Source organism: Pseudomonas urethralis (assembly GCF_021602465.1).
Taxonomy (GTDB): domain Bacteria; phylum Pseudomonadota; class Gammaproteobacteria; order Pseudomonadales; family Pseudomonadaceae; genus Aquipseudomonas; species Aquipseudomonas vlassakiae.
Map to the genome: position 1 here is coordinate 136,493 of NZ_BQIJ01000014.1, position 22,144 is coordinate 158,636.

Genomic DNA, 22,144 nt, shown 5'->3' on the forward strand with positions numbered 1-22,144 from the left:
AGGAAATGACATGCAAAAGCACATTCGCTTGGGCTACATCGACCTCAGCTTCCATGCCGCTAGCGCAGCGCTTGTGCAGCGCACGCTAGAGCGACATGGTTATCTGGTGGAAGTCAGCACAGCGCCTCATGAGGAAATGTTCCGGTTGTACAGCGAAGGACTGGTAGAGATGCTCGTATCAGCCTGGCTGCCAGCCAGCCACGGTGCCTACCTGGCAGCTTGCAAGAATCCGAGCACTTCCCTTGGAGTTCTTTACAACCCATTCTGCATTTGGGGTGTGCCTGATTATGTACCGGAGGATCAGGTCGCTACGATTGCAGACCTGCTGAGGCCGGATGTTGCCCAACGGATGAGCCGCCGCATCCAAGGCATAAACCCTGGTGCTGGTATCAGTCGCTTTTCCAAAGCCATGGTGACGCAATACGAGTTGGATGCTGAAGGCTACTTTTTTGCGCAAGGCACCGAGGCTGATTGCTTCAATCGTTATGAGCAATCCTATGCCGAGCGGGAATGGTTTGTCGTGCCGCTGTGGCATCCTCAATATTTGCACCATGCCTACAAAATCCGAGCCCTGGATGAACCGCTCGGGCTGCTGGGTGGTGAGGATCAAGCAACGCTCATTGCCGCCAGTGACGTTGTGCAAGAGATGCCGAAAGAACTGATTGAGGACCTGGTCTCGCTACAACCTGGCAATGCTGCGGTCAGTGAGCTTGATTTTCTTATCCGTCACAAAAATCTCTCAGCCTTGCAAGCTGCAGACATTTGGCTCGCACGTCAGTCGGCACCGGCGCAAGCTTGAATCAGTAGCGGGGCCCCGTGCCCCGCCCCGACTAGCTTTCGAAACGTTTTGCCAGAAAGGCTCTAAGCGATTGGATGGCCGGCGTGAGCGATGTGCGATGGGCACAAACCAGCTGAAGCGGTGCCGGCTGCCCATAGCTTTCCGGGAATAGCTCAACCAGGCGGCCGCTACGAAGATCCTCGGCAACATCGAGCCTGGACTTGTAAACGATCCCCAATCCGGCGACAGCCCAGCGTCGAACAATATCGGCATCATCGCTGATTCGATCACCTGTCACCTGAACCGTCCGCACGCCCTGTGGGAAGTTGAAGCTCCAACGCTCGTAGGTTTGCTCGCCCATCACATATCTCAGGCAATTATGCCCGCTCAACGCTTCAGGAGATTCCGGCATACCATGACGCGCGAGATACGCCGGCGAGGCGCAGACTGTTCTGCGGTTCATCGGTGCAAGTGCCAGGGACACCAGGCCCGAGTCACTCAACTGCCCATACCTGATACTAGCGTCCAGATGTTCGCCCACCAGATCGGCCACCTGATCACTGACCCGCAATTGCAGGCGTACCATGGGGTGCGTTTGCTGAAACTCATCAAGCCACGGAAGCAACACATTCCTGCCGATATCAGATGGCATTGACAAGCGAATAGTGCCAGCGATCTCGTCACGGCCCTGGGTCAACGCCACCTCGCCATTATCAAGTGCTTCCAAGGCTTGGCGCGCGTGCGGCAAGTAGCGCTCGCCATCATCGGATAATCTCAACCGCCGCGTCGAGCGAACAAACAATCTCGCGCCCAGGTTGCTTTCCAGACGCTGAATGGCACCGCTCGCCAAGGCGGGCGAGATGTCGAGCAACCGCGCCGCGGCGGAGAAACTACCCGCAGCAGCCGTCGATACGAAGACCTGCAGATCATCGATTCGTATGATTTTCTTCACTTTGACGAAATGCTTTACGTGATGGCGAGGTTTTTCAGCGTAATGGGAAAAATGATCATTGCCCAGCCCTTCAAACAGGAACTTGCAATGACCTTCCCTAAACGATTTGTACTAACAGCTCTGATGGCAGGCTTTATCGGTGTAGCCCACGCCGAGCTGCCGCCAACCCTTCACGTGGTAGCCCAATCGGCAAATGCTGTATGGAATGCGGTGGCCGTGGACAGCGCCGGAAGCCTATACGTATCGGGCCCAAAATGGACTGGCTCAGCGGGGCCATCCGTATCGAAGCTAGACCAAGCTGGCCAGCCCCATCCCTTTCCCAATGAGCGATGGAATAGCAATGACGCGACCATTCCAGCCGAACAGCGCTTCGTCAATGTCAATGCCATGCGCGTTGATGACAATAGCCGGCTGTGGATTGTCGATGCAGGCGTAACTGACTTCGGCGGCAAAGTCATTCCAGGTGGTGCAAAGGTCGTGGTCGTTGACCTAAAAAGCGGCGAAGTGATCAAGGTCATCCCATTCGACAGCAGCATCGCTCAAGAACATAGCTACATCGACGATATCCGCCTCAATGGCAAGCATGCCTACCTGACGGACGCTGGCGTTCCTGGCATCGTTGTCTTGGACTTCGAAACCAACAAAGCCCGGCGCGTCTTAACGACCAGTCCTGCTGTACGCGCGCCCAAGAACCGCGACATTATCCTGAGCGGCAAAGTAGTCAGAGCGCCAGATGGGACAGCATTGAGGGTGCATTCCGATCCCCTTGAGGTATCCCCGGACGGGAAATGGCTCTACTTCGCACCGTTGGAAGGCCCTTGGCACAAGATTGAAACGCGCTGGCTGGATGATGCCAACTTGCCTGAAGTTGAGCTCATCAAACATGTCGAGTTCTGGCGAGATCTGCCGCCGGTCGGTGGGACAGTCATGGACAGCAAGGGCAATTTCTACTTCAGTGACCTAGCTGAAGATAGCGTCAAGCGAATCGCCACTGACGGCACCATTCAGACCATTGCAAAGGACACTCGCCTGCACTGGGTCGATGCACCTGCGTTCGACAACCAGGGCAGATTGTACTTGCCGGCAGCGCAAGTCGATCGAGTAGGCTTGTTCAACGATGGCGCATCGAAGGTCGTGCGACCACTGAGCGTCTATCGCATAGACCCTAAGTAACCTCACTGCACCCGTTTCAGAGCTAATGCCTTACGCATTGCGAGCTCTGAAACGGGTTTATCGAAAAGCCTCCGCCAAACTTTATGGTTTAGGTCCGGCGGGAACGCGAAGCTAATGCAGAGACCACGACCCCCAAAACCACCAGGCCGAGCCCGGCAAGGAACATGGTGGAAACGGTCGCACCAAAAGCCAAGCAAGAGAACACTGTTCCAATCAGAGGTACCCCAAGGGTGAAATTTGACATGCCAAACGTCGAAATTCGCCGTCCGTACTCCGCAGAAATCACAAAGCACGCCGATGTCGCAATCGGCCCGATGAAGAACAATTCCTCAGCTAGTTTCCTATCCAAGACAAGGGATGTTGGTGAGCCTTCGCTGACATATGCTGCAATCGCCAACGGTATGGTAGCCAAGAGCATCTGCCACGGGGCAAGCGCCAGAGGCGGGGTCACCCACCGATGACGTTTCACATGAAGGATGACAATTGCCCAGCTGACTGCTGCAAGAAGCAGGAATATTGCCCCCAACACTGTTTCCTGATTTGTCCATTCGAGCTCTACTGGGGAGCACACAGCCGCGACTCCTGACATCCCTATGACAAGCCCTGCAACCTGCAACCTAGAGGGCATTTCACGGAACATGACCCAGGCGACAACCACACACCACAGTGGCGTTGTGTATGCCAAGAGCACAGCGCGGCTAGTGTCGACATGAACCATCGCCACCATACCCAGACCTGTGAAAGCCATCATCTGCAACAAACCCACGCTTGCGATGATTGGCACATCCTCTCTAACGGGAAGCTTGAGCTGTCCTCTCGCGACCAGATAGGCAAAAAGACAAACCGCAGCACTGGCGAAACGAATGGTAGCCAACCAGAGCGGAGGCACGTCATGCAATGCAAGCTTGGTAACCGGCCAGCTACTTCCCCACAGAAGCACCATGACACCAAGCCAGACGTAAGTCGAAGATATCCCGAAATTTTTGGAGCGAGTCTTAAACACTTGCTGAGTTGAAGCGCGCATGGTGCCACCTCGTTGCAATCTAGTTACGTAGCACCATGATATTTTTGGGCAAGCGAAAAAACGTACCTATCTCTTCCTCAGAAGTAGAAATACCGGTACATTTCATTGGAAAGCTCTCATGCAGAGGAAAAATTTACCATGAGCCGCTCGAAGCTCGATGACGCTAGCCTGCGCATCCTTGATGCACTCCAAGAAAATGCGGAGTTAAGCAATGCCGAACTCGCTGAAATGGTAGGGCTTTCAACTTCGCCGTGCTGGCGACGTGTCTCAGAGATGAAGGAAAGTGGGGTCTTACGAGGCGCCGTAACGCTAGTTGATCCTGCAGCGCTCGGCCTTGCAATAAATGTATTCGTACACGTGTCGCTCAAACTCCAGGACAAGCAGTCTCTAGAAGTATTTACGAACGCAATCAGGGAGCGCCCAGAGGTGATGGAGTGCTATTTGATGAGCGGCGAGGCGGACTTTATGCTGAGGGTGGTAAGCGAAGACCTGACAAAGTATCAGGCGCTACTGCTTGACTGCTTGACCACCATACCCGTTGTGGCAAGCATCAAGTCGAGTTTCGCACTTAGCCAAGTTAAATATACGACTGCACTGCCCACGAATCATTTGAGAGGGCGCGCTTCAACGGGCAACAACTAACGTTCATCCTTTCTTTCACTCCTCAACCGAGGAGTGAAAGGTAGTTTCTGATTGGTAGAGCTTGCTCGTGCCGCCTGCTCACCAAGCCTAGCCAAGACACTTCCTCCAAACCATTAACGGGGCGGAAGGTAACTCCAGGTAGACTCACTGCGACGGCTGCCGATTTCGGCACGATAGAAACCCCTTGTCCCAGTGCCACCAGAGCCAATACCGCGACTAAGCTCCCGGGCTGGGGCCCAAGCTTTGGGACGAACGCGCCCAAACTGCCGGCTGTGATCGTCCCGGAGACCTGCTCTGGCAATATGAACAACTCATCACCCAGATCACCAGGATCGATGCAATGACGAGAGGTGAGCGGATGCGAGCAAGGTAACGCAAGCACATAACCTTCTTCATCTAGATGCGCGACCTTCAACTCAGCCGGAAGTACCATGGGCGCTCGCACGTAGGCGAGATCAATGCGCCCCTCCGCCACTAGCCGAGGAAGCTCTAACATAGGATATTCGCGCAAGGACAATTGCACGCCGGGGAAAGCCTTCTTAAACGTCGTCGTATGCCTCTGCAATGCTCCGTTGAACACTGCCGAGGCAACATATCCTATTTCGATGTGCCCATTTTCACCCCGCCCGGCGCGTTGCGCTTGCTCTTGAGCGATATCAAATCGATAGACAACATTACGAGCCTCTGTAAGCAACGCCTTACCCGCTTCGGTCAAAGTCGCTTGGCGCTGTGCTCGGACGAAAAGTTGAACTCCTAACTCTTCCTCCATTTCCTTGATCTGTCGACTCAGCGTTGGAACGGCGATATTTAGGCGAAATGCGGCCCTAGTAAAATGACTGGCTTCAGCGACCGCCAAAAAATACTTAAAATGTCTGATTTCCACTACTTTATGTTTCACCTGAGAACCGAACAAGTCCGAAACCAAACTTAGCCGTTACGTTAGCTTAAAGCTCATGGCAAACCGTTTCCAAGCCAGAAGTTTGGGCTTACAACAGACTCCACCTGTATAGCAGAAGCAGCTGGAGCCAAGCGGTAAACCTGTACACTCGCTTTGCCGTCGATAGCCGCACTTAAATTTTTAAACGCCTCACCGATTGTATGTTGAGTCAGCGCATCATCATTTTGCCAAAGCTCAAGCATGGTCCAGTGGCCTTGAGTGTCCATGTTTTCAAAAAGACGATAATGAAGACACCCGTGCTCTGACTGCGTTGCTTCGACAGCTATTAGCAGGGCGCTGTGAACCTCTGCTACTGATGATGGATCTGCGGTGATATGCGCTACAACGGTAATCGTACTAGTCATGGCGAGCACTCAGTGTGTTGATGCCTTAGCTTGATCACTTCCACTAGCACGTGAAACCCAAAGGGTAGTGAAACAGTTTCAACAAATTGACGAAAGTCCCGGAAACCCTTTTAGCGCGGGCCAGCGCACAGCCGCCATACCTGCGTTAGTTTTTAGCTAACGAAATCGTTCATCGATGAGAGATCTTGATCGATTGCTGCCAGATAAAATCGAGGACTGACCATCCAGGAATGCGAAAATTGGCTAGCGAACCGACCTACAAAAATCCAGGATTGATCCTCGCAACGGCATCCGCGGTATGTGCGCTTATCATCCTCGACACGAACATTGTCGCGGTGAGCTTACCGACCATTGCTCGCGAGCTGAATGCCACCCTTACCGACATTGAATGGGTTGTAAGCGCGTACCTACTGAGCTTCGCAGCTCTTTTGTTGCCTGCAGGAAGCCTGGCCGACAGGTTCGGTCGAAAAAGAACGCTTCAGATTGGTCTGACAATCTTCGCCGCGGCATCGGCTGCCTGTGCAGCTGCTCCGACTTTGTTGCTCCTGGATGTAGCCCGCGCTTTCAAGGGTGTAGGAGCTGCCTTACTCCTAACGTCTGCACTGGCAAGCATCGGCCATTGCTTCCCCAACGAACCAGCTCGTGCCAAAGCATGGGCATTTTGGGGAACCACAATGGGGATCGTCATTACTAGCGCTCCGCTCCTTGGTGGACTCATCACCACTACGATCGGATGGCGATGGATTTTCTGGCTGAACGTTCCGGTGAGCTTGTTGCTCATGTGGGCAGTGCATCGCCTGATTCCAGAGTCTGGCAACAAAAAGGCGTCACGACTTGATCCAGTTGGAGCGTTGCTGTTCAGCGCCTCCTTGGCTTGCATCATGTGGGGCCTCATTGAAGCCAACCGCGCGGGGTGGCAATCAACAGCAACTACCCTGCGCTTGACTGCAGGGCTACTGCTGATGGTGCTGTTCGTAATTTTCGAGAAGCGTCATCCACGCCCCATGGTCGACTTCGACCTGATGAAGCATGCCCGCTTTAACGCTGCGCTGCTGGGCATGTTTTCGTATGCCGCGTGCGCGCAGGTCATGATGACCCTCCTGCCCTTCTACCTGCAGGCTGGCCTAGGGTTTTCGGCCATAAACTCGGGACTCGGGATGCTGCCATTTGCTCTGGCCATGTTCCTGATGCCGCGAGTAGGTGCCTATTTGCCGAAGAACATTCACCCCGCCACGATCATGAGCATAGGCCTGCTGCTGGTGGGCCTGGGTAACGTTCTTTGCGCCATGGTAGCCACCTCCGGTAGCTATCTCCTCTTCGCGATGGCAAGCACGGTGATTGGTGCCGGTGCTGGGTTGTTGAACGGCGACACTCAGAAAAACATCATGGCTTGTATCCCTCCAGATCGCCTAGGCATGGGTTCAGGCATGAGCACAACAATGCGATTCTCGGCCATCAGTCTTGCCATTGGGGTCTATGGAGCACTGCTCGTAGTGTTCACGAGGGATGCACTCAAGGACTCGCTCAGGACGATAGCCCCTCAACTGTCCCTTGAAGCAGAAAGGCTTGCGTTGAGCACCGCAGCAGGTGATTTGCACAGTGCCTTAGAAACCATTCCGGAAGCATCCAAGGCAGTTATCCGCGTCGCTGCCGAACTCGCTTTCATGCAAGGCTTTTCCCAGATGCTATTCGTGGCCGGAATTCTGGGAATGCTTGCTGCGTTGATCGTTGGCATCTACCTACGCCGGCCGCTGCCAAACTCTGGCGTCATGCCAACTCTGAACATGAAACCAAACCAATGATTCCAATCATATCCTCCGACAGCTGATTTCTCGACCGAGAGCAAAAGGACTATCAAAAATGATCCGGAGACTGACTGTGGTTGCTGCAGCTCTTGCAGCTTCCGGCGTGCTTGCAGAACCGACAACAGCCCCCACTACAAAGCCGACCCTTAGCTTAGCGGAAGCCAAGCAGCTATCTGCCGCAGCCCAGGCCTATGCCGCCCAGCATGGATGGCCGTGTTCCATCGCGATCGTTGACGACGGTGGATGGCCGATCCTCACCGCAAGAATGGATGGTGCTCCAGTAGTAGCCGGGATAGAACTGGCCCAAGGAAAGGCAAAGACTGCGGCAATCTTCAAGCGCTCTTCAGGTGACTTGGAAACCAGCGTGAATAGCGGTCGGGCGGCAGCGATCACCTCAGGTTTCGTCATGATGAAGGGAGGTCTACCAGTTAAATCCAATGGAGTCGTCGTAGGTGCTATAGGCGTTAGCGGCGACACACCTGAGCATGACATCAGAATCGCCATGGCCGCTCTAGAGCAGTGAAAGCGAACACTCCCAAGGGCGAAAGCGGCTCAGTGCCGCTTTAATCACAGGCTCCTAAGCACGGAGGTACCAAAGCCGGATCACATTTCAATCAATGTGACTTGCATAATGAAAGTCACAGTGGAATAGTGTCTTCAAACAGCCGGTCACGCTCGGGGCGCAACATGAAAAAAGCCAGCTTCCAGTCGATGCCATGCCCAGTGGCACGCGCACTCGAACTCATCGGCGACGGTTGGAGCCTGTTGCTGCTCAGGGACGCGTTTTATGGTCTGCGTCGCTTCGATGAGTTCCAGCACAGCCTGGGCATCGCCAGCAACACGCTAACCCGACGGTTGAGCGATCTGGTCGCCGCAGGCTTGCTTGAGCGCCGGCCTTATCAAAACAATCCCCCCCGCTTCGAGTACCTTCTGACAGAGGCGGGGCGTGATCTTCGCCCGGTGATCCTGACCTTGATGACGTGGGGTGCCAAACATGCAGAAGGCTCGAAAAAGGTCTATCTGGCCGATGTAGCAACTGGCGAGCCAGTCGCCCTGACGTTGACGGACAGCAACACGGGCAAGTCGATTACCGTTGAAGACCACCGCCTGCATATTTCGCCCGATGCAGACCCCCTTACGCATTGGCGCGTGGAAGCCGGTGAAGGGTATCGGCACGAAAAACTTTGGGTCAGCCCCTTCCCGCAACCAGACTCGACCAGGAGCGGACAGCAATGAACGCTTCCGTCGACTCCCCAATCGAGAGCGCGCAGGCCGCGTCCCCCACCGGCAAGAGGGCAAAAGTCAGCAAAAAGCTGCTCAAGCTGGCCGCCTTGGTGTTTGCCATTGCTTTGGCGATAGCCTTCTTTAGCCACTGGTGGGCGATCGGCCGCTTCCTTCAAAGTACTGACGATGCCTACGTCGGCGCGGACGTGACAGTGATCAGTGCAAAGGTACCGGGCTACATCAAGGACGTAGCCGTAGCGGACAACCAGTTCGTGAAAGCCGGAGATCTGCTGGTTCGTATCGATGCCAGCGATTTCAGAGCTGCTCTGGCAAAAGCCGAGGGTGCAGTTGCAGCACAGCGTGCCAGCCTGGCCAACTTGAACGCTACGGAACAGCTCCAGCACTCCCTGATCAGCCAAGCCAAGGCGCAGCTTCAGGCGCGCCAGGCGGAAACTGAACGAGCTCTGCAAGACAAATCCCGGGCTCAAGTCCTGCTGAACAGCCACGCGGTTTCACTGGAGAATGCTCAGCATACCAATGCCATCTGGAAGACAGCCCAGGCCGAGCAGAACCATGCCGCAGCCGGGGTATTGGCGGCACAGCAGCAACTCGTCGTCATCGAGACTCAGCGCGAGCAAGCCAGAGCCGCTCTGGCACAGGCGGAGGCTGCCCGCGAGCAGGCCGAGCTGGACGTTGGCTACACCGAACTACGCTCGCCGATAGAGGGTTACATCGGCAATCGCAGGGCCAAAGTGGGCGCCTATGCCGCAGCCGGCAGCCAGGTGGTGTCGGTGGTGCCTGCTCGGGGTTTGTGGGTGGATGCGAATTTCAAGGAAGATCAGCTGGCACGTTTGCGCGTGGGACAACCGGCACGCATCGAGGCCGATATTCTGCCCGGGCGGGTGTTCCATGGGCGCGTCGAGAGCATCGCCCCCGCCACGGGTGCGCAGTTCAGCATCCTTCCACCCGAGAACGCGACTGGCAACTTCACCAAGATCGTTCAACGTGTACCGGTAAGAATTCTGCTTCAGGATCGCGATGCCGAGTTCGGTGTACTGCGTCCCGGCTTGTCGGTGATCACCGAGGTCGACACCCACGCCGACAGCCTCGCACCTGCGGTACCTGATGCCGCACGCGAACGCGTAGGCGCCCTGTGAGCAGCGGGCTGCCAGCATCAAGCACGCCACAGAAGGTCGTCGCCTTTGCGTGCATGTGCGTGGGGATGTTCATTGCCTTGATTGACATCCAGATAGTCTCGGCTTCGCTGAAGGACATTGGCGGAGGCTTGTCGGCAGGTGCGGATGACACGGCCTGGTTACAGACGGCTTACCTGATCGCCGAGATCATCGTCATCCCGCTCTCAGGGTGGTTGTCCCAAGTGATGAGCACTCGCTGGCTGTTCGCCGCCTCGGCCGCCGGTTTCACCCTTACCAGCCTTCTGTGCGCTCTGGCTTGGGACATCCAGAGCATGATCGTCTTCAGAGTCCTGCAAGGTTTCATGGGCGGCTCGATGATCCCGCTGGTGTTCACCACGGCATTCATCTACTTCACAGGCAAGCAGCGCGTGATCGCCGCCTCGGTGATCGGCGCGGTGGCATCGTTGGCGCCCACCCTCGGGCCCGCGGTGGGAGGCTGGATCACCGACGCCCTCTCGTGGCATTGGCTGTTCTACCTCAATTTGCTCCCGGGCATCTTCGTCACCATTGCCGTGCCCTTGCTGGTCAAGGTGGACCACCCCAATCCAGGCTTGTTGAAAGGCGCCGATTACCTGGGGATCGTATTGATGGCACTGTTCCTCGGGTGCCTCGAATACACGCTTGAAGAAGGCGCGCGATGGAATTGGTTCAGTGACCGCACCATAGTGTTCACGTCCTGGGTCGCGGGCATCAGCGGTGCCTTGTTTGTGTGGCGTTGCTTGACCATCGAGGCTCCGATCGTTGACCTGCGCGCGCTACGGGACCGCAACTTCGCGTTGGGGTGCCTGTTCTCCTTCATCACAGGGATAGGGATATTCGCCACGGTCTATCTGACGCCTTTGTTCCTTGGCCGGGTCCGCGGTTATGGCGCGCTGGACATCGGACTGGCGATTTTTTCCACGGGGGTGTTTCAGCTGCTGGCCATCCCGGTGTACGCCTTCCTGGCTAACCGAATCGACCTGCGCTGGGTAATGATGCTGGGGCTCGCGCTGTTCGCCATCTCCATGTGGGACTTCTCGCCCATCACCCATGACTGGGGGGCCAAGGAGCTGCTGCTACCACAAGCCATTCGCGGCTTCGCTCAGCAACTGACCGTGCCGCCCACGGTAACGTTGACGCTTGGCGCGTTGCCGCCCGCACGGCTCAAGCTCGCTGCGGGGCTATTCAACCTGATGAGAAATCTCGGAGGCGCGATCGGCATTGCGGCCTGCGCTACCCTGCTCAACGATCGGACCAACCTTCACTTCCTGCGTCTTGCGGAGCACCTGAACGTACGCAATGAAAACTTGACCATCTGGCTGGAGCAGCTTCAGGAAAATGCCCAGGCCCATGGCCAGAACAGCGTTGATGCGAACCCGTACGTACTGCATCAGCTGTGGGCACTGACCTGGCGTGAAGCGCAAACGCTGTCCTACGCCGACGCGTTCCTGGCGATCATGCTTTGCTTCGTTGTCGCGGTCACTCTGGTACCCCTCATGCGCAAAATCGTCCCACCGGCGCAACCATCAGCAGATCATTGAAGCGCAGGTCGGCAAGGGCTGCATAGCAGCCCTTGCGGCTTAATGCCTGGTTGGCAGCCAGTTGAGGAGAAAATCGGTGACTACCTGTGGATTCTCCAGGTTGGAGATGTGGCCAGCGCCAGGTATCTGCGCTGCCAGGCAACTGATGGTACGCGCCATGAGATTTGCTTCTTCTGGCGGCCGAGGGATGTCCTGATCACCACACAGGACGATCGTTCGATCGCTCTGCAGGTCGGCAATTGCCGATAGAAGATCTGGCCGTCCAAATATGATCCGTCCCATTGGATCAAGGCTATCGCGAATACGCTCGGCGCTGCTGGCCTTGAGGGATGCACGGAAATCCTCGCGCACATCCGGCACTGTCTCTCCACCTGCGTGGAAGAAGATCGGTACAACCACGTCTAGCAAGGCGTCGGGAAAGCCCCCTGCCGCACTGGCAGCATCCAGCAAGCCGAAGTATTTCAGTCGAGTTTCTTCGGGCTCTGCACCCAGAAAGGTATCCATCAGTACCAGGCGGTCGACGCGCTCGGGATGCTCAAGGGCCAACTGAGCGCCCCACATGCCGCCGACCGACAAGCCGACCAGGTGACATTGTTCAATGTCCAGGGCATCAAGCAGGGCGACGTGCTGACGGACCAGAGCGCTCATGTCTACCGTTCGCGGAGGAGGAGCGTCCGAGTGGCCGTGTCCCCAGAGCTCCGGGACGACCACCCGAAAATGTCGGGAAAGAGCCTCAATCTGGGGCTGCCACATGTCAGCAGACCAGAGAAAGCTATGGCCAAGTACAACCGGAAAACCTTGGCCTACGTCAACGTAGCTCATCCTGGCACCGTCTACTTCAATGAAACGTCTATGCATGGCTAGCGGGTCTCCATTTTCGCTGCGTCAATAATGAGCCGACATCGTGCCGCTCATCAACTGATCCAAAAATGACAAAAAAGGACAGGTTTCCAGACACTCCGGAAGATCGGACTTATCGACAAAGCGGTGTGCTGGCCTACCTGAGATGGGATAGAGCACGACGTTTACTACAAACGCGTCGCTGAAACTCATCAAGACAGCTGACATACGATTTGGTGACTGGCCCGTCGCAATGCGCCGGGCCCACCGCGAAGTCAATCCGCATCCTTCGCCAGCCTAGCCTCCACTTCACCCAGCTTTCGCCCTCGCCGATATTGTCCAGGGGTCTGCCCCAGAACATCCTTGAAGACTTTGCTGAATGACGCCTGCGTTTGGTACCCCACCCTCGCGCTGTTCGTCATGCCGCCAGCGGCAAACTACTCCAGCGAACACAACGCGTGAACGCGGGCCAGCACAGCCTTGGCCTTGTCCAGCGCCATGCGCGCCCGCTGCTCTCCACTGATGCCCTGCTCCAGCAACTGCCGGGTAGGAATTTCCAGGCTCAATGGCACCGTCGCCGGCAAGCCACGCAACAGCCCGACCAGGTCGGCGTCGCCCTCCCCCGGGAAGCGCCGTTCATTGCGCGCCTGGCGCAGGATCTCGTCCATCTCGGCCGGCACCGGGCCGGCGACGTCGCACAACTGGGCATAACGCATGCGCTGCGCTGGTAGCGTCGCCAGGTCGTCCAGCGAGGAACGCGAGCGGTTGAAGTGGAAGGCATCGACCAGCACGCAACCATTGGCCCGCTCGGCATTGGCCACGACACGCATGGCCTGGCGCAGGTCGCGCACGTCGGTCCAGGGCATGAACTCCAGGTGCGGGTGGATGCCATAGCCGGCGGCCAGATCGCAGAGTTCGGCAAAGCGCGCGGTGAGGCGCGCTTCATTCGGATCGTTGCCGGCCACCAGCAGCTCGGTGCCGCCCAGTTCGGCGCCGACCGCCAGGATCGGTTCGAAATCGGCCACGCACGTGTCAGCCTTGAGGCGGAGGATTTCCAGGTCGAGCACCTTGATGCCGGTGTCGCGCAGGCGCGCCTGGGTCTGCCGGCGCAGGGTGGGGTCAGCCAACAGCGGGAAGTGCTGTTCCTGCTCGGTGGCCGGCACCAGGCGCAGACCGACATGGCTGTAACCGGCGCGGGCGGCGGCTTCCACCATGTCTGGCGGCGACAGTTCGAGCACCGTCAGGGCGGCGAGGGAAAAGATTCGGTCGGTCATGTCATTCACCAAAGGTCGAGAAATCAGGCGATCCTTTCGGGCGCGCAGGCCCGGCCCGTTTCGGCGGCCTGGCGGATCGCTTCGATCAGGGCCAGGGTACGGCCAGCGTCGGCTGCATCGATCATTGGCGCTTCAATGCCCTGGACGACGCGGATGAAGTGTTGCAGTTGCAAGGTCAACGCCTCGCCTGCGGGGATGGCCTCCTCGCTCTGCAGCAACGGTGTGTGCCAGCCGGAACCAGCCTCGGCGTAATGCCAGCGCTTGAGCTGCGGAATGCTCAGCGCACCCTGGGTACCCGCCAGCAGGTAGCAGGGCTGACCGTCCTGGCGCGGGTAGATCGGGCTCTCACCGGAGTCCAGCTCCCAGCTCCACGGCGCGGCGACCGCGTCGGAGCCGGTCAGGCTACCCAGTGCGCCGTTGGCGAACTGCAACAGCACCGCCGCGCTGTCTTCGTTGGCAAAGCCGCGCACGTCGTTGCGGGTGAATGCCTGCACCTGCACCACCTCGCCGCACAGGTGGCGCAGCAGGTCGAGGTCGTGAATCAGGTTGGTGAGCAGAAAGCCCGCCCCCGGCTCGCGGCGCCAAGGCGTCTCGAAGTAGCTGTCGGGCTTCTGCAGCTGCCACAACGCGGTGACGTTGATCAGCCGGCCCAGTTTGCCATCGGCGATGACCTGGTGGGCCTTGGCGATCAGCGGGTTATGGCGCCGATGATGGCCGACCAGCACCGGCACGCCACGACGGCGCGACGCCTCGACCAACGCACGCACTTCATCCAGGTGCACGCCCACTGGTTTTTCCAGCAGCACCGGTACGCCAGCCTCGATGCAATCCAGGGCGGTGGCGACGTGCAAGTTGTTGGGGTTGGCGACGATCACCGCATCGGGGCGGGCCTGGTCGAGCATCTGCCGATGATCGGCGAAGCAGGCTACCCCGCATTCTGCGGCAAACGCCTCGGTCTGCGGGCCCGGGTCTGCCACGGCACACAGCTGGGCTTGCGGCAGCCTGCGCAGATGCTGGTAATGCTGGCGGCCCATGATGCCGGCACCAATCAGGGCGATGCGTAGGGGTGCGTTCAACATGCTGTCCTCTTGTCGTTATTGTGCTACCGATTGTGAAACCAGGTTCCAGAATAGACAGATGCACAATGTAGAACCAAGTTCAGCTTTACAGAACGACCTGTCATACAGACTGTGCGATTACCGACCAGAAACGCATCTCAGGCGAATAATTCGCTCGCTCGGCTGGCCGCTGACAGCTCTTCTGCCGCCGCCAGCAGCAACGGCGCCAGTTCTTCCAGGCGAGTGTGCGCCAGGCGAGCGCTGGGGCCGGCAACGCTGAGCACACCAATGACCTCGTCGCTTTGCGGGCGTCGCACTACGGCGGCAAGGGCCGATGTGCCGATGGCCGACGTCTGCTCGACCCAGGCATAGCCGCGCTCGCGGGCGCGGTGCAGGTAGGCCAGCAGGTCATCAGTGGAGCGCGGCGCGTTGGGGCCGAACTGGGCGGGATCGGCAATGCCTTGGCGCAACACCATCTGCAGCGCCTCTTCATCGCTCAGGCTGGCCAGCCAGGCATGCCCGGAGGCGGTGTAGAACAGGGGCGCATCACGCCCCATGTCCGGGTCGTAGCGCAAACCGGAACGAGCCCCTTGAGACTTGGCGATCCAGGTCTGGCGATGGCCCTCGATCACCCCCAGGCGTACCAGCTCGCCGCTGTCCTGGGCCAGGCGATCGAGAATGGGCTGAATGATGTCCGCACCGCTGCTGGACAGGTAGCGAAAGCCCATCGCCACCAGCTTGGCGGATAATTGATAGCGGCTGTTGTCGCGGTTCTGGCGCACGTAGCCCAGGCGCACCAGTTCGGTAAGCATGCGGTGGGCCGCGCTCTTGGGAATGTCCAGGCGCTCGGCCAGGGTTTGCAGCGGCAAGCCGTGCGGCTCGCCGGTAAGGCTTTCTACAAGATTGAAGGCGCGTTCGATCTGACTACCAGCCATGACACGTATCCCCGAAAATTTGCCCGATTCTAGAAGATGATTCCATGCCGTCGGCAACCAGTGCAGCCTGCGCGTATTGAAGTGTCCGGTTATCGACCAGTTGTTGGCGCCCGGCCTTGCAGTGCTACGGCCTGCAAAGGAATATTGTGGAACCATGTTCCAATAATAATGCAGGAGATACCGCAATGCCCGCCGAACCCTTCCCAAGCGACTGCGACGTACTGGTCATAGGCTCCGGCGCGGCCGGCCTGGCAGCGGCAGTCACGGCCGCCTGGCACGGGCAGAAGGTCATCCTGGTAGAAAAAGACCCGGTGCTCGGCGGTGCCACCGCCTGGTCCGGTGGCTGGGCCTGGGTGCCGCGCAACCCGCTGGCCCGGCGCGCCGGGATCATCGAGGACATCGAGCAGCCGCGCACCTACCTGCGCCACGAACTGGGCAGCCACTACGACGCCGAGCGCGTCGACGCCTTCCTCGAAGCCTGCCCGCACATGGTCGCCTTCTTCGAACAGCACACAACCCTGCAGTTCGCCGACGGCAATGGCATCCCCGACATGCATGGCGACACGCCCGGCGCCGCGCTCGGTGGCCACCAGGTGATTGCCGCGCCTTACGATGCCCGCCAGCTGGGCGCGCTGCTGCCGCGCCTGCGCAAGACCCTGCGCGAAACCTCGTTCATGGGCATGCCGATCATGGCCGGTGCCGACCTTGCCGCCTTCCTCAACATGACCCGCTCGGCGCGCGCCTTGCTGCATGTGGGCAAACGCTTCGCCTGCCACCTCTACCACCTGGCCCGCCATGGCCGGGCGATGCACCTGGTCAACGGGGTGGCGCTGGTGGCACGACTGGCAAAGTCGGCGGACGACTTGGGCGTGCGGATGATCGAGTCGACCGCAGCCCAGGGCCTGCTGATGGAGGACGGCAAGGTGCTGGGGGCTTTGCTTGCCACCGCGCAAGGCGAGCGGGCGATCCGTGCCAAGGCCGTGGTGCTGGCGGCAGGCGGCTTCCCCAACGATACGGCCAGGCGCCGGCAGCTGTTCCCGCGCGATGCCAGCGGCCACGACAACCTCGCCCTGCCCCCGCAGTCCTGCTCCGGTGATGGCCTGCGCCTGGGTGAGTCGGCCGGTGGCGTGGTGGCCACCGACCTCAAGTCGCCGGTGGCCTGGGCGCCGGTGTCGAAAGTGCCGCACCGCGACGGCAGCGTCGGCCACTTCCCGCACATCATCGAGCGCGGCAAGCCGGGCATCATCGGTGTGCTCGCCAACGGCAAGCGCTTCGTCAACGAGGCACACGGCTATTACGACTATGTATCGGCCATGGTTGCCGCCGTGCCGCAGGGCCAGGAGGTCTGCTCATGGCTGGTCTGCGACCACCACTTCCTGCGCCGCTACGGCCTCGGCCATGCGCGCCCGGCGCCCCTGCCGGTAAGGCCGCACCTGCGCAGCGGCTACCTGAAACGCGGCACCACCCTGGCGCAACTGGCCCAGGTTTGCGGCATCGACCCCGCTGGGCTGGCCGCCACCGTTGCCGAATTCAACCGGCATGCGCGCCAAGGCCAGGACCCAGCCTTTGGCCGTGGCTCGACGCCGTTCAACCGCAAACAGGGCGACCCGTTGCACAAGGGGCCGAACCCCTGCGTGGCGCCCATCGAGCATGGGCCGTTCTACGCGGTGAAGGTGCAACCTGGCTGCTTCGGCACCTTCGCCGGCCTGCGCACCGATGGCCACGCCCGCGTGCTGAACGACGCCGGCCAGCCAATCAGCGGCCTGTACGCGGCCGGGACCGACATGGCCAGCGTGTTCGGCGGCTGGTACCCGTCTGGCGGCATCAACCTCGGGCCGGCGCTGACCTTCGGCTATGTCGCCGCGCGGCATATCAGCGGCGTCACGGCATACGAATAATGGCAGCGGTTGGCAAACCATGGACATTGGCGGGGTTTGCCACTCAAACTGGGCCGGTGCCAAAAAGAGTGCCCACCGACCTTACCCGAGGAGGACGACTGCCCTTGAACAAGAACACCGAGCACTCACGCGGCTGGCTGGCCAGCAAACTGCTTGCCGATGGCCAGGAACCGGACCCGCGCTTCACCCTGGCCAACGAGCGCACCTTCCTGGCCTGGATCAGGACCGCGCTGGCACTGCTGGCCAGCGGCATCGCCGTGGACATGTTCACGGCCGAAATCTTCAGCGCCGGCACCCGCCGCCTGCTGGCAGTGGCATTGATCAGCCTGGCCTTGCTCCTGAGCTTGCCGGCCTTCGTCCGCTGGCTCAATGTGGAGCGGGCGATGCGCCAGAAGCGCCCGCTGCCGTTCCCGCTGATCGCCCCGGCGCTGTCGATTGGTGTGTCACTGGTGATGGCGTTCTTTGCCTACGCGGTGTTCTTCCATGCCTGACCCACGACTCGCCAACGTCGATGAGGGGTTGCAGCCAGAGCGCACGCTGTTGGCGTGGCGCCGGACCATCCTGGCGATGGTCGTGTGCAGTTGTTTCTTCCTGCGCTGGGTGCCGCACCATCGCTGGCTGGCGGTGGCACCGGCGGTGCTTTGCCTGCTGGCAGCCGGCGCCGCCTGGCTGCGCTTGCGGCGCAGCTACCTGCGCAATGTGACTGGCCTGCAGGCCGAGATCATTGCCTCTGGCATCACCGTGAACCTGTTGCTGGCGGTATGCGTTACCGCCCTGTGCGCCGTCGAACTGGCCGCGATCCTGGCCTGGTGAGTCAGTGCCCCTAGAACTGCGTCAGCCAGTACGTCACATCCACCTCGTCGATCTGGTCCTCTCGCAGGAAGCGCGCGGCATATTCCCTATGCACACCGCTGCTCAAGAACAGCCGCAGCAGCTGCCCATCGATGTGGTTGTCGCGGGCCATGGCGACCAGGATCTTCACCGACTCCGACAAGCTCTTCGCCGCCTTGTACGGCCTGTCCGCAGCCGTCAGCGCCTCGAAGATATCGGCAATGGCCATCACCCGCTCGGCAATGCTCAGGTCATCCTTGCCCAGCCGCCGCGGGTAACCGCCACCATCCATCTTCTCGTGGTGGTTGCCGGCGATATCCGGCACCCGCCGCAACTGGCGGGGGAACGGCAGCGCGTTCAGCATGATGATGGTCTGCACGATATGTTCGTTGATCTTGAAGCGTTCTTCATCGTTGAGCGTGCCACGGCGGATCGACAGGTTGTACAGCTCGCCGTGGTTGCTGGCATTGGCCGGCAGGCGCATGTCAAAGCCCCAGACATTGCGCGGGTCGTCCTTGGCCACTGGTGGCTTGCGCGAGCCCCAAGGCACCTGGTGGTCAGGCCGATCGGCCAGCAATGATTCAGCCACCGGCAACGGCGCCGGCGGGGCACCTGCATGGCGCTGCGCCTCCTCGTGGGAAATGCCCAGACGGTTGTCGAAATGCCGCAGCCAGCGGCGCTGGCCGATACGCTGCAGGCGCTCGACGTCATCATCCTGCATGAATTCGCCACCGATATTGGCCTTGGCGACGAAGGCGAAGTCGTCCTGCAGTTCGCCATGGCAGTGCGCCAGGGTTCTTTGCAGCACCGTTTTATCCTCGCCCGCCGCCAGGCCTTGCCAATAGGCCAGTTCGGCGTCGCGCCAGAGCACCTCGAAGCGCGTGCGGACTTCATGGATGCGGTTGTACAGGGTCTCCAGCTTGGTTGCCTTGTCCACCACGTATTCCGGGCTGGTGACCTTGCCGCAATCGTGCAGCCAGGCGGCAATGCGGAATTCGTAGCGCTCGGCCTCGCTCATGCTGAAGTCGGCGTAGGGGCCACTGTCGGCCTGCATGGCCTTGTCCAGCAGCATCTGCGCCAATTGCGGCACGCGCTCGCAGTGACCGCCGGTGTAAGGGCTCTTGGCATCGATGGCGTCAGCCAGCAGCTTGATCATCGCGTCCAGCAGGCGCTTCTGGGCTTCGACCAGCTGACGCGTCTCGATGGCCACGGCAGCGGCACCGGACAGCTCCTCGACGAAGCGACGGAACGGCGCGCCGACTTCGGCGGGCGTTTGCTGCAATTCAAGAACAAGAATACCTAGCAGCTCATGACCACGGTCCTTGAGCACCAGCGCCAGGCTGCGCCCGCCCAGCCCGAGGGCCTGGGTTACCGTAGCGGCCAGCTGAAGGTGCTCGGCTTCGCCAATGGCCAGCGCCTCAGGGTAGCCACTGCCCCGGCAAGCGGCCGCCAGGCGCAGCTGGGCGCGCTGTTCATCGAACAGGTACACCGCGCCCGCACTGACCCCGGCAGCGTCCACCAGATGGCTCAACACCCCATCGAGCATGCGTTCCAGCTGGCTCTCCCGGCTCAGCGTCAGGGTAATTGCCTGGAAGCTGCGGATGGTGCCGGACATGCGGCTGAGCACTCGGCTCAGTTCCTTTACCTCAGACACCCGCGATGCCACCCCCACTGCGCGGCTGAAATCGAAATCGGCCAGGCCGCGTACCTGTTCGGCCAGCTGATGCAGCGGGCGCCCGATGCGCTGGCCGAGCCAGCCACCCAGCAGCATTAACACGGCCATCAGCATGGCCGTCCACAGCATCTGCCGGAACAGCACCTTGCGTGCGCTTGCCAGCAACTCCTGCGCCGGCACGGCAATCAGCACCTGCAGGTCCTGCCCGGCCAGATTGGTCAACTGCACGCGCATGCCGTACCAGGTGGTGCCGTCCACCTCGTACACCTCGGGTCGAGTGCCTTGGGGCAAACGGTTGTAGACCTGCTGCAAGCTGGGGATGCCCAGTTCGGCCACCCGCGACAGGCGCACCGCTTCGCCGTCATGCACGATGACCCGCTGCAGGTCCGGGTAGGCGACGACGCTGCCTTGGTCATCGATCACGGCGATCTCGGTACCGGGGGTCATGCGCAGGTCGCGGGTCTCGTTGGCCAGGTCATCGACCGAGACATCCATGCCGATGACCGACGCCCCATCGACGCTGCGCTGGGCCATGGTCATGCCGATTTCACGGGTGGTGAAGAACGCGTAGGGCCGGGTCAGCACCGTGCTGGCCTGCGCCGAGGCGTCAGCGAACCAGGGCCGCGTGCGCGGATCGTAGTGATAGTCCGGCATGGCCTGGCGTTTGAGCAGGGTCAGCGCCGGGTCATAAAAGCGCCACTCGCCTACCCTCGCCCCACCCTCGCCCAGGCTGACACTCTGCACCAGGAAGCGGGTGCCGGGCGGCGCGGCAAAGCGCTCCAGCAGCTGCGGGTCGCGCAAGCGGCGCACCAGCAGGAATTCACCATTGGGGTAGCCGACATAGGCGGCGCTGAGCATCTTGTTGGCTTTCAGGCTCTCGACCAGTTGCGGCAGCCGCTCCAGGCGCTGGTCCAGGTTGACGGCAACCGGGTTGAAGGCCAGCAGGCGGATGCTGCTCTGCGCCGGGTCGACCAGGCGCCGGGCCCGTTCGTCGATGGTCTTGCCAACTTGCTGCGCGGCATCGCCGGCGGCGGCCACCAAAGCCTGGCTGATACCGCGGTAGCCCTGCCAGGCCAAGCCGGCGCCGAGCAGCAGCATGCCCAGCATGATGGCCATCGCCACCAGCAGTTGCAGGGGAACACCGCGACCGGCGTTGCTCATGGCTGGCTGCTCCACGAACGCCCGATGCACACCCTGCTCGCCCACAGGCGACCTGCCGACCCGGCAGCACGACCCAGCAACACGCAGACCATCCGCGGCATTCCTTGTGTGGCGACTTAAAGAGTGTAATCAGTCAAAACGAACATGCCGGGCGGAGGCAGCTAGGCATGCGTGATAGTGGCACGCCGATATCGCCGAATTCAATGTTCATGCATGCCCGGCTTTGCCTTTTTGGAGCGGCCTTACCCGGGTACCGGACCGCTCGGAAAGGGCTGCGCAGCCGACCCTGCAATCGTAATTAAAGCAGGAATTACTGAAGCTAACTCATGCAAGCGATTGTTTGCCACCCATTTATTGCTCGAACTATGTAGCTTTGAAACATGCCGGCTCAAACAACAGAAAACTTAATATTTAGGTAACTTTTCCTACAACATTTTAGGACGTATAAAGTTTCACAACGAAGTAGTTCCTCGCTAGTGTTCCGGCTTCAGCTTAGTTTCAACGACTGACTATGAATACTAATCAGAATTGCAGCTCGAACGTCACCAGCTGTTAGACGAGGACTTTCCATGAGCATCACGCAAGATATTGCCGACGCCGTCGACGAAGTCGAATTCCTCCTGACCCCGTGCAAAGCCTGCCAGCGCCAGGGCCTGCCCATCCTCCCCCTGCGCCGCGCCGTGGTCCCCGATACCCGCCCCGGCCGCGACCCCGCCACGCAAACCCGCATCGGCCTGCGCACCTTGCGCAGCGGTTATCTCTACGTACTGCTCGACCAACGCATCTGGCACGCCTATGAAGTCACCGCGCAAGGCCACCTGCGCCGCTTTCTTCCCTACGAGCCAAACCCGGGGCC

General features: G+C 59.9%; 21 protein-coding genes. 12 read left to right on the top strand and 9 right to left on the bottom strand.

All coding sequences use genetic code 11. The features are described from left to right. Nucleotides 1-10 precede the first annotated feature (10 nt). Nucleotides 11-799 carry a glycine betaine ABC transporter substrate-binding protein gene (locus L6D64_RS20945; RefSeq protein ID WP_176509222.1) on the top strand — a complete coding sequence of 263 codons (789 nt, stop codon included), beginning with the start codon at nucleotides 11-13 and terminating at the stop codon, nucleotides 797-799. A gap of 31 nt (nucleotides 800-830) precedes the next feature. On the opposite strand, the gene L6D64_RS20950 is transcribed toward L6D64_RS20945, so the two are convergent. Beyond that, nucleotides 831-1,721: a LysR family transcriptional regulator gene (locus L6D64_RS20950; RefSeq protein WP_112899535.1), complete on the bottom strand. Its 891-nt coding sequence runs from the start codon at nucleotides 1,719-1,721 to the stop codon at nucleotides 831-833. Nucleotides 1,722-1,772: 51 nt separating this feature from the next. Here L6D64_RS20950 and L6D64_RS20955 point away from each other — a divergent pair, with 51 nt between their 5' ends. Next, nucleotides 1,773-2,903 carry an L-dopachrome tautomerase-related protein gene (locus L6D64_RS20955; RefSeq protein WP_219824761.1) on the top strand — a complete coding sequence of 377 codons (1,131 nt, stop codon included), beginning with the start codon at nucleotides 1,773-1,775 and terminating at the stop codon, nucleotides 2,901-2,903. 88 nt (nucleotides 2,904-2,991) lie between these two features. Here L6D64_RS20955 and L6D64_RS20960 read toward each other — a convergent pair whose 3' ends face one another. Further along, on the bottom strand, nucleotides 2,992-3,927 hold the full coding sequence (locus tag L6D64_RS20960; protein ID WP_176509221.1) for a DMT family transporter: 936 nt from the start codon (nucleotides 3,925-3,927) through the stop codon (nucleotides 2,992-2,994). 138 nt (nucleotides 3,928-4,065) lie between these two features. Here L6D64_RS20960 and L6D64_RS20965 point away from each other — a divergent pair, with 138 nt between their 5' ends. Then, a complete protein-coding gene (locus L6D64_RS20965) occupies nucleotides 4,066-4,569 on the top strand; it encodes an Lrp/AsnC family transcriptional regulator (protein ID WP_176509220.1) in 504 nt (167 codons plus the stop codon). A 22-nt stretch (nucleotides 4,570-4,591) separates the two neighbouring features. Here the strand turns inward: L6D64_RS20965 and L6D64_RS20970 are convergent, their stop codons facing one another. Both L6D64_RS20970 and L6D64_RS20975 read right to left on the bottom strand, forming a co-directional pair. Then, a complete protein-coding gene (locus tag L6D64_RS20970) occupies nucleotides 4,592-5,452 on the bottom strand; it encodes a LysR family transcriptional regulator (protein WP_176509369.1) in 861 nt (286 codons plus the stop codon). Nucleotides 5,453-5,520: 68 nt separating this feature from the next. Next, a complete protein-coding gene (locus tag L6D64_RS20975) occupies nucleotides 5,521-5,871 on the bottom strand; it encodes a putative quinol monooxygenase (protein WP_176509219.1) in 351 nt (116 codons plus the stop codon). A 239-nt stretch (nucleotides 5,872-6,110) separates the two neighbouring features. Here L6D64_RS20975 and L6D64_RS20980 point away from each other — a divergent pair, with 239 nt between their 5' ends. From L6D64_RS20980 to L6D64_RS21000, 5 genes are all read left to right on the top strand, one after another. Continuing rightward, the gene (locus L6D64_RS20980) at nucleotides 6,111-7,673 is read left to right on the top strand and encodes an MFS transporter (RefSeq protein WP_236192545.1); all 1,563 of its coding nucleotides are present in this window, start codon (nucleotides 6,111-6,113) and stop codon (nucleotides 7,671-7,673) included. A gap of 58 nt (nucleotides 7,674-7,731) precedes the next feature. After that, the gene (locus L6D64_RS20985) at nucleotides 7,732-8,199 is read left to right on the top strand and encodes a GlcG/HbpS family heme-binding protein (RefSeq protein ID WP_176509218.1); all 468 of its coding nucleotides are present in this window, start codon (nucleotides 7,732-7,734) and stop codon (nucleotides 8,197-8,199) included. Nucleotides 8,200-8,363: 164 nt separating this feature from the next. Next, a complete protein-coding gene (locus L6D64_RS20990; protein ID WP_176509217.1) occupies nucleotides 8,364-8,912 on the top strand; it encodes a winged helix-turn-helix transcriptional regulator in 549 nt (182 codons plus the stop codon). Further along, on the top strand, nucleotides 8,909-10,057 hold the full coding sequence (locus L6D64_RS20995; protein ID WP_176509216.1) for an HlyD family secretion protein: 1,149 nt from the start codon (nucleotides 8,909-8,911) through the stop codon (nucleotides 10,055-10,057). Before L6D64_RS20990 ends, L6D64_RS20995 begins: the two co-directional genes overlap by 4 nt. A 53-nt stretch (nucleotides 10,058-10,110) precedes the next feature. Further along, a complete protein-coding gene (locus L6D64_RS21000; protein ID WP_176509367.1) occupies nucleotides 10,111-11,616 on the top strand; it encodes a DHA2 family efflux MFS transporter permease subunit in 1,506 nt (501 codons plus the stop codon). 39 nt (nucleotides 11,617-11,655) lie between these two features. Here the strand turns inward: L6D64_RS21000 and L6D64_RS21005 are convergent, their stop codons facing one another. The 4 genes from L6D64_RS21005 to L6D64_RS21020 form a co-directional block, all read right to left on the bottom strand. After that, complete coding sequence (locus L6D64_RS21005) at nucleotides 11,656-12,474, bottom strand: alpha/beta fold hydrolase (RefSeq protein ID WP_176509215.1); 819 nt, start codon at nucleotides 12,472-12,474, stop codon at nucleotides 11,656-11,658. 419 nt (nucleotides 12,475-12,893) lie between these two features. Beyond that, nucleotides 12,894-13,730, bottom strand: a complete 837-nt coding sequence (locus L6D64_RS21010; RefSeq protein ID WP_176509213.1) for a sugar phosphate isomerase/epimerase family protein — start codon at nucleotides 13,728-13,730, stop codon at nucleotides 12,894-12,896. A 23-nt stretch (nucleotides 13,731-13,753) separates the two neighbouring features. Beyond that, complete coding sequence (locus L6D64_RS21015) at nucleotides 13,754-14,806, bottom strand: Gfo/Idh/MocA family protein (RefSeq protein ID WP_176509366.1); 1,053 nt, start codon at nucleotides 14,804-14,806, stop codon at nucleotides 13,754-13,756. 140 nt (nucleotides 14,807-14,946) lie between these two features. Continuing rightward, nucleotides 14,947-15,723 (bottom strand): IclR family transcriptional regulator, encoded by a 777-nt coding sequence (locus L6D64_RS21020; RefSeq protein ID WP_176509212.1) that lies wholly within the window; start codon nucleotides 15,721-15,723, stop codon nucleotides 14,947-14,949. Nucleotides 15,724-15,908: 185 nt separating this feature from the next. On the opposite strand from L6D64_RS21020, the gene L6D64_RS21025 reads away from it, so the two are divergent. From L6D64_RS21025 to L6D64_RS21035, 3 genes are all read left to right on the top strand, one after another. Then, the gene (locus L6D64_RS21025) at nucleotides 15,909-17,621 is read left to right on the top strand and encodes an FAD-dependent oxidoreductase (protein ID WP_176509211.1); all 1,713 of its coding nucleotides are present in this window, start codon (nucleotides 15,909-15,911) and stop codon (nucleotides 17,619-17,621) included. A gap of 104 nt (nucleotides 17,622-17,725) precedes the next feature. Beyond that, entirely contained in the window at nucleotides 17,726-18,112 is a 387-nt protein-coding gene (locus L6D64_RS21030) for a YidH family protein (protein WP_225923498.1), read from the top strand. Beyond that, a complete protein-coding gene (locus tag L6D64_RS21035; protein ID WP_176509209.1) occupies nucleotides 18,105-18,434 on the top strand; it encodes a DUF202 domain-containing protein in 330 nt (109 codons plus the stop codon). The genes L6D64_RS21030 and L6D64_RS21035 overlap by 8 nt, the downstream gene beginning before the upstream one ends. Before the next feature lie 10 nt (nucleotides 18,435-18,444). Here L6D64_RS21035 and L6D64_RS21040 read toward each other — a convergent pair whose 3' ends face one another. Next, nucleotides 18,445-21,288, bottom strand: a complete 2,844-nt coding sequence (locus L6D64_RS21040) for an HD domain-containing phosphohydrolase (RefSeq protein ID WP_176509208.1) — start codon at nucleotides 21,286-21,288, stop codon at nucleotides 18,445-18,447. Between the two features lie 569 nt (nucleotides 21,289-21,857). Here L6D64_RS21040 and L6D64_RS21045 point away from each other — a divergent pair. Further along, nucleotides 21,858-22,144, top strand: a 287-nt coding sequence (locus L6D64_RS21045) for a toxin VasX (RefSeq protein WP_236192547.1), incomplete at its 3' end; no start/stop codon positions are given.

Coding starts and splice junctions, on each gene's coding strand:
- L6D64_RS20960 (WP_176509221.1), bottom strand. CDS start 3,927: ATGCGCGCTTCAACTCAGCAAGTGTTTAAGACTCGCTCCAAAAATTTC.
- L6D64_RS21040 (WP_176509208.1), bottom strand. CDS start 21,288: ATGAGCAACGCCGGTCGCGGTGTTCCCCTGCAACTGCTGGTGGCGATG.
- L6D64_RS20985 (WP_176509218.1), top strand. CDS start 7,732: ATGATCCGGAGACTGACTGTGGTTGCTGCAGCTCTTGCAGCTTCCGGC.
- L6D64_RS20955 (WP_219824761.1), top strand. CDS start 1,773: ATGGGAAAAATGATCATTGCCCAGCCCTTCAAACAGGAACTTGCAATG.
- L6D64_RS21005 (WP_176509215.1), bottom strand. CDS start 12,474: ATGCATAGACGTTTCATTGAAGTAGACGGTGCCAGGATGAGCTACGTT.
- L6D64_RS20975 (WP_176509219.1), bottom strand. CDS start 5,871: ATGACTAGTACGATTACCGTTGTAGCGCATATCACCGCAGATCCATCA.
- L6D64_RS21010 (WP_176509213.1), bottom strand. CDS start 13,730: ATGACCGACCGAATCTTTTCCCTCGCCGCCCTGACGGTGCTCGAACTG.
- L6D64_RS20945 (WP_176509222.1), top strand. CDS start 11: ATGCAAAAGCACATTCGCTTGGGCTACATCGACCTCAGCTTCCATGCC.
- L6D64_RS20990 (WP_176509217.1), top strand. CDS start 8,364: ATGAAAAAAGCCAGCTTCCAGTCGATGCCATGCCCAGTGGCACGCGCA.
- L6D64_RS21000 (WP_176509367.1), top strand. CDS start 10,111: ATGTGCGTGGGGATGTTCATTGCCTTGATTGACATCCAGATAGTCTCG.
- L6D64_RS21020 (WP_176509212.1), bottom strand. CDS start 15,723: ATGGCTGGTAGTCAGATCGAACGCGCCTTCAATCTTGTAGAAAGCCTT.
- L6D64_RS20995 (WP_176509216.1), top strand. CDS start 8,909: ATGAACGCTTCCGTCGACTCCCCAATCGAGAGCGCGCAGGCCGCGTCC.
- L6D64_RS21035 (WP_176509209.1), top strand. CDS start 18,105: ATGCCTGACCCACGACTCGCCAACGTCGATGAGGGGTTGCAGCCAGAG.
- L6D64_RS21025 (WP_176509211.1), top strand. CDS start 15,909: ATGCCCGCCGAACCCTTCCCAAGCGACTGCGACGTACTGGTCATAGGC.
- L6D64_RS20965 (WP_176509220.1), top strand. CDS start 4,066: ATGAGCCGCTCGAAGCTCGATGACGCTAGCCTGCGCATCCTTGATGCA.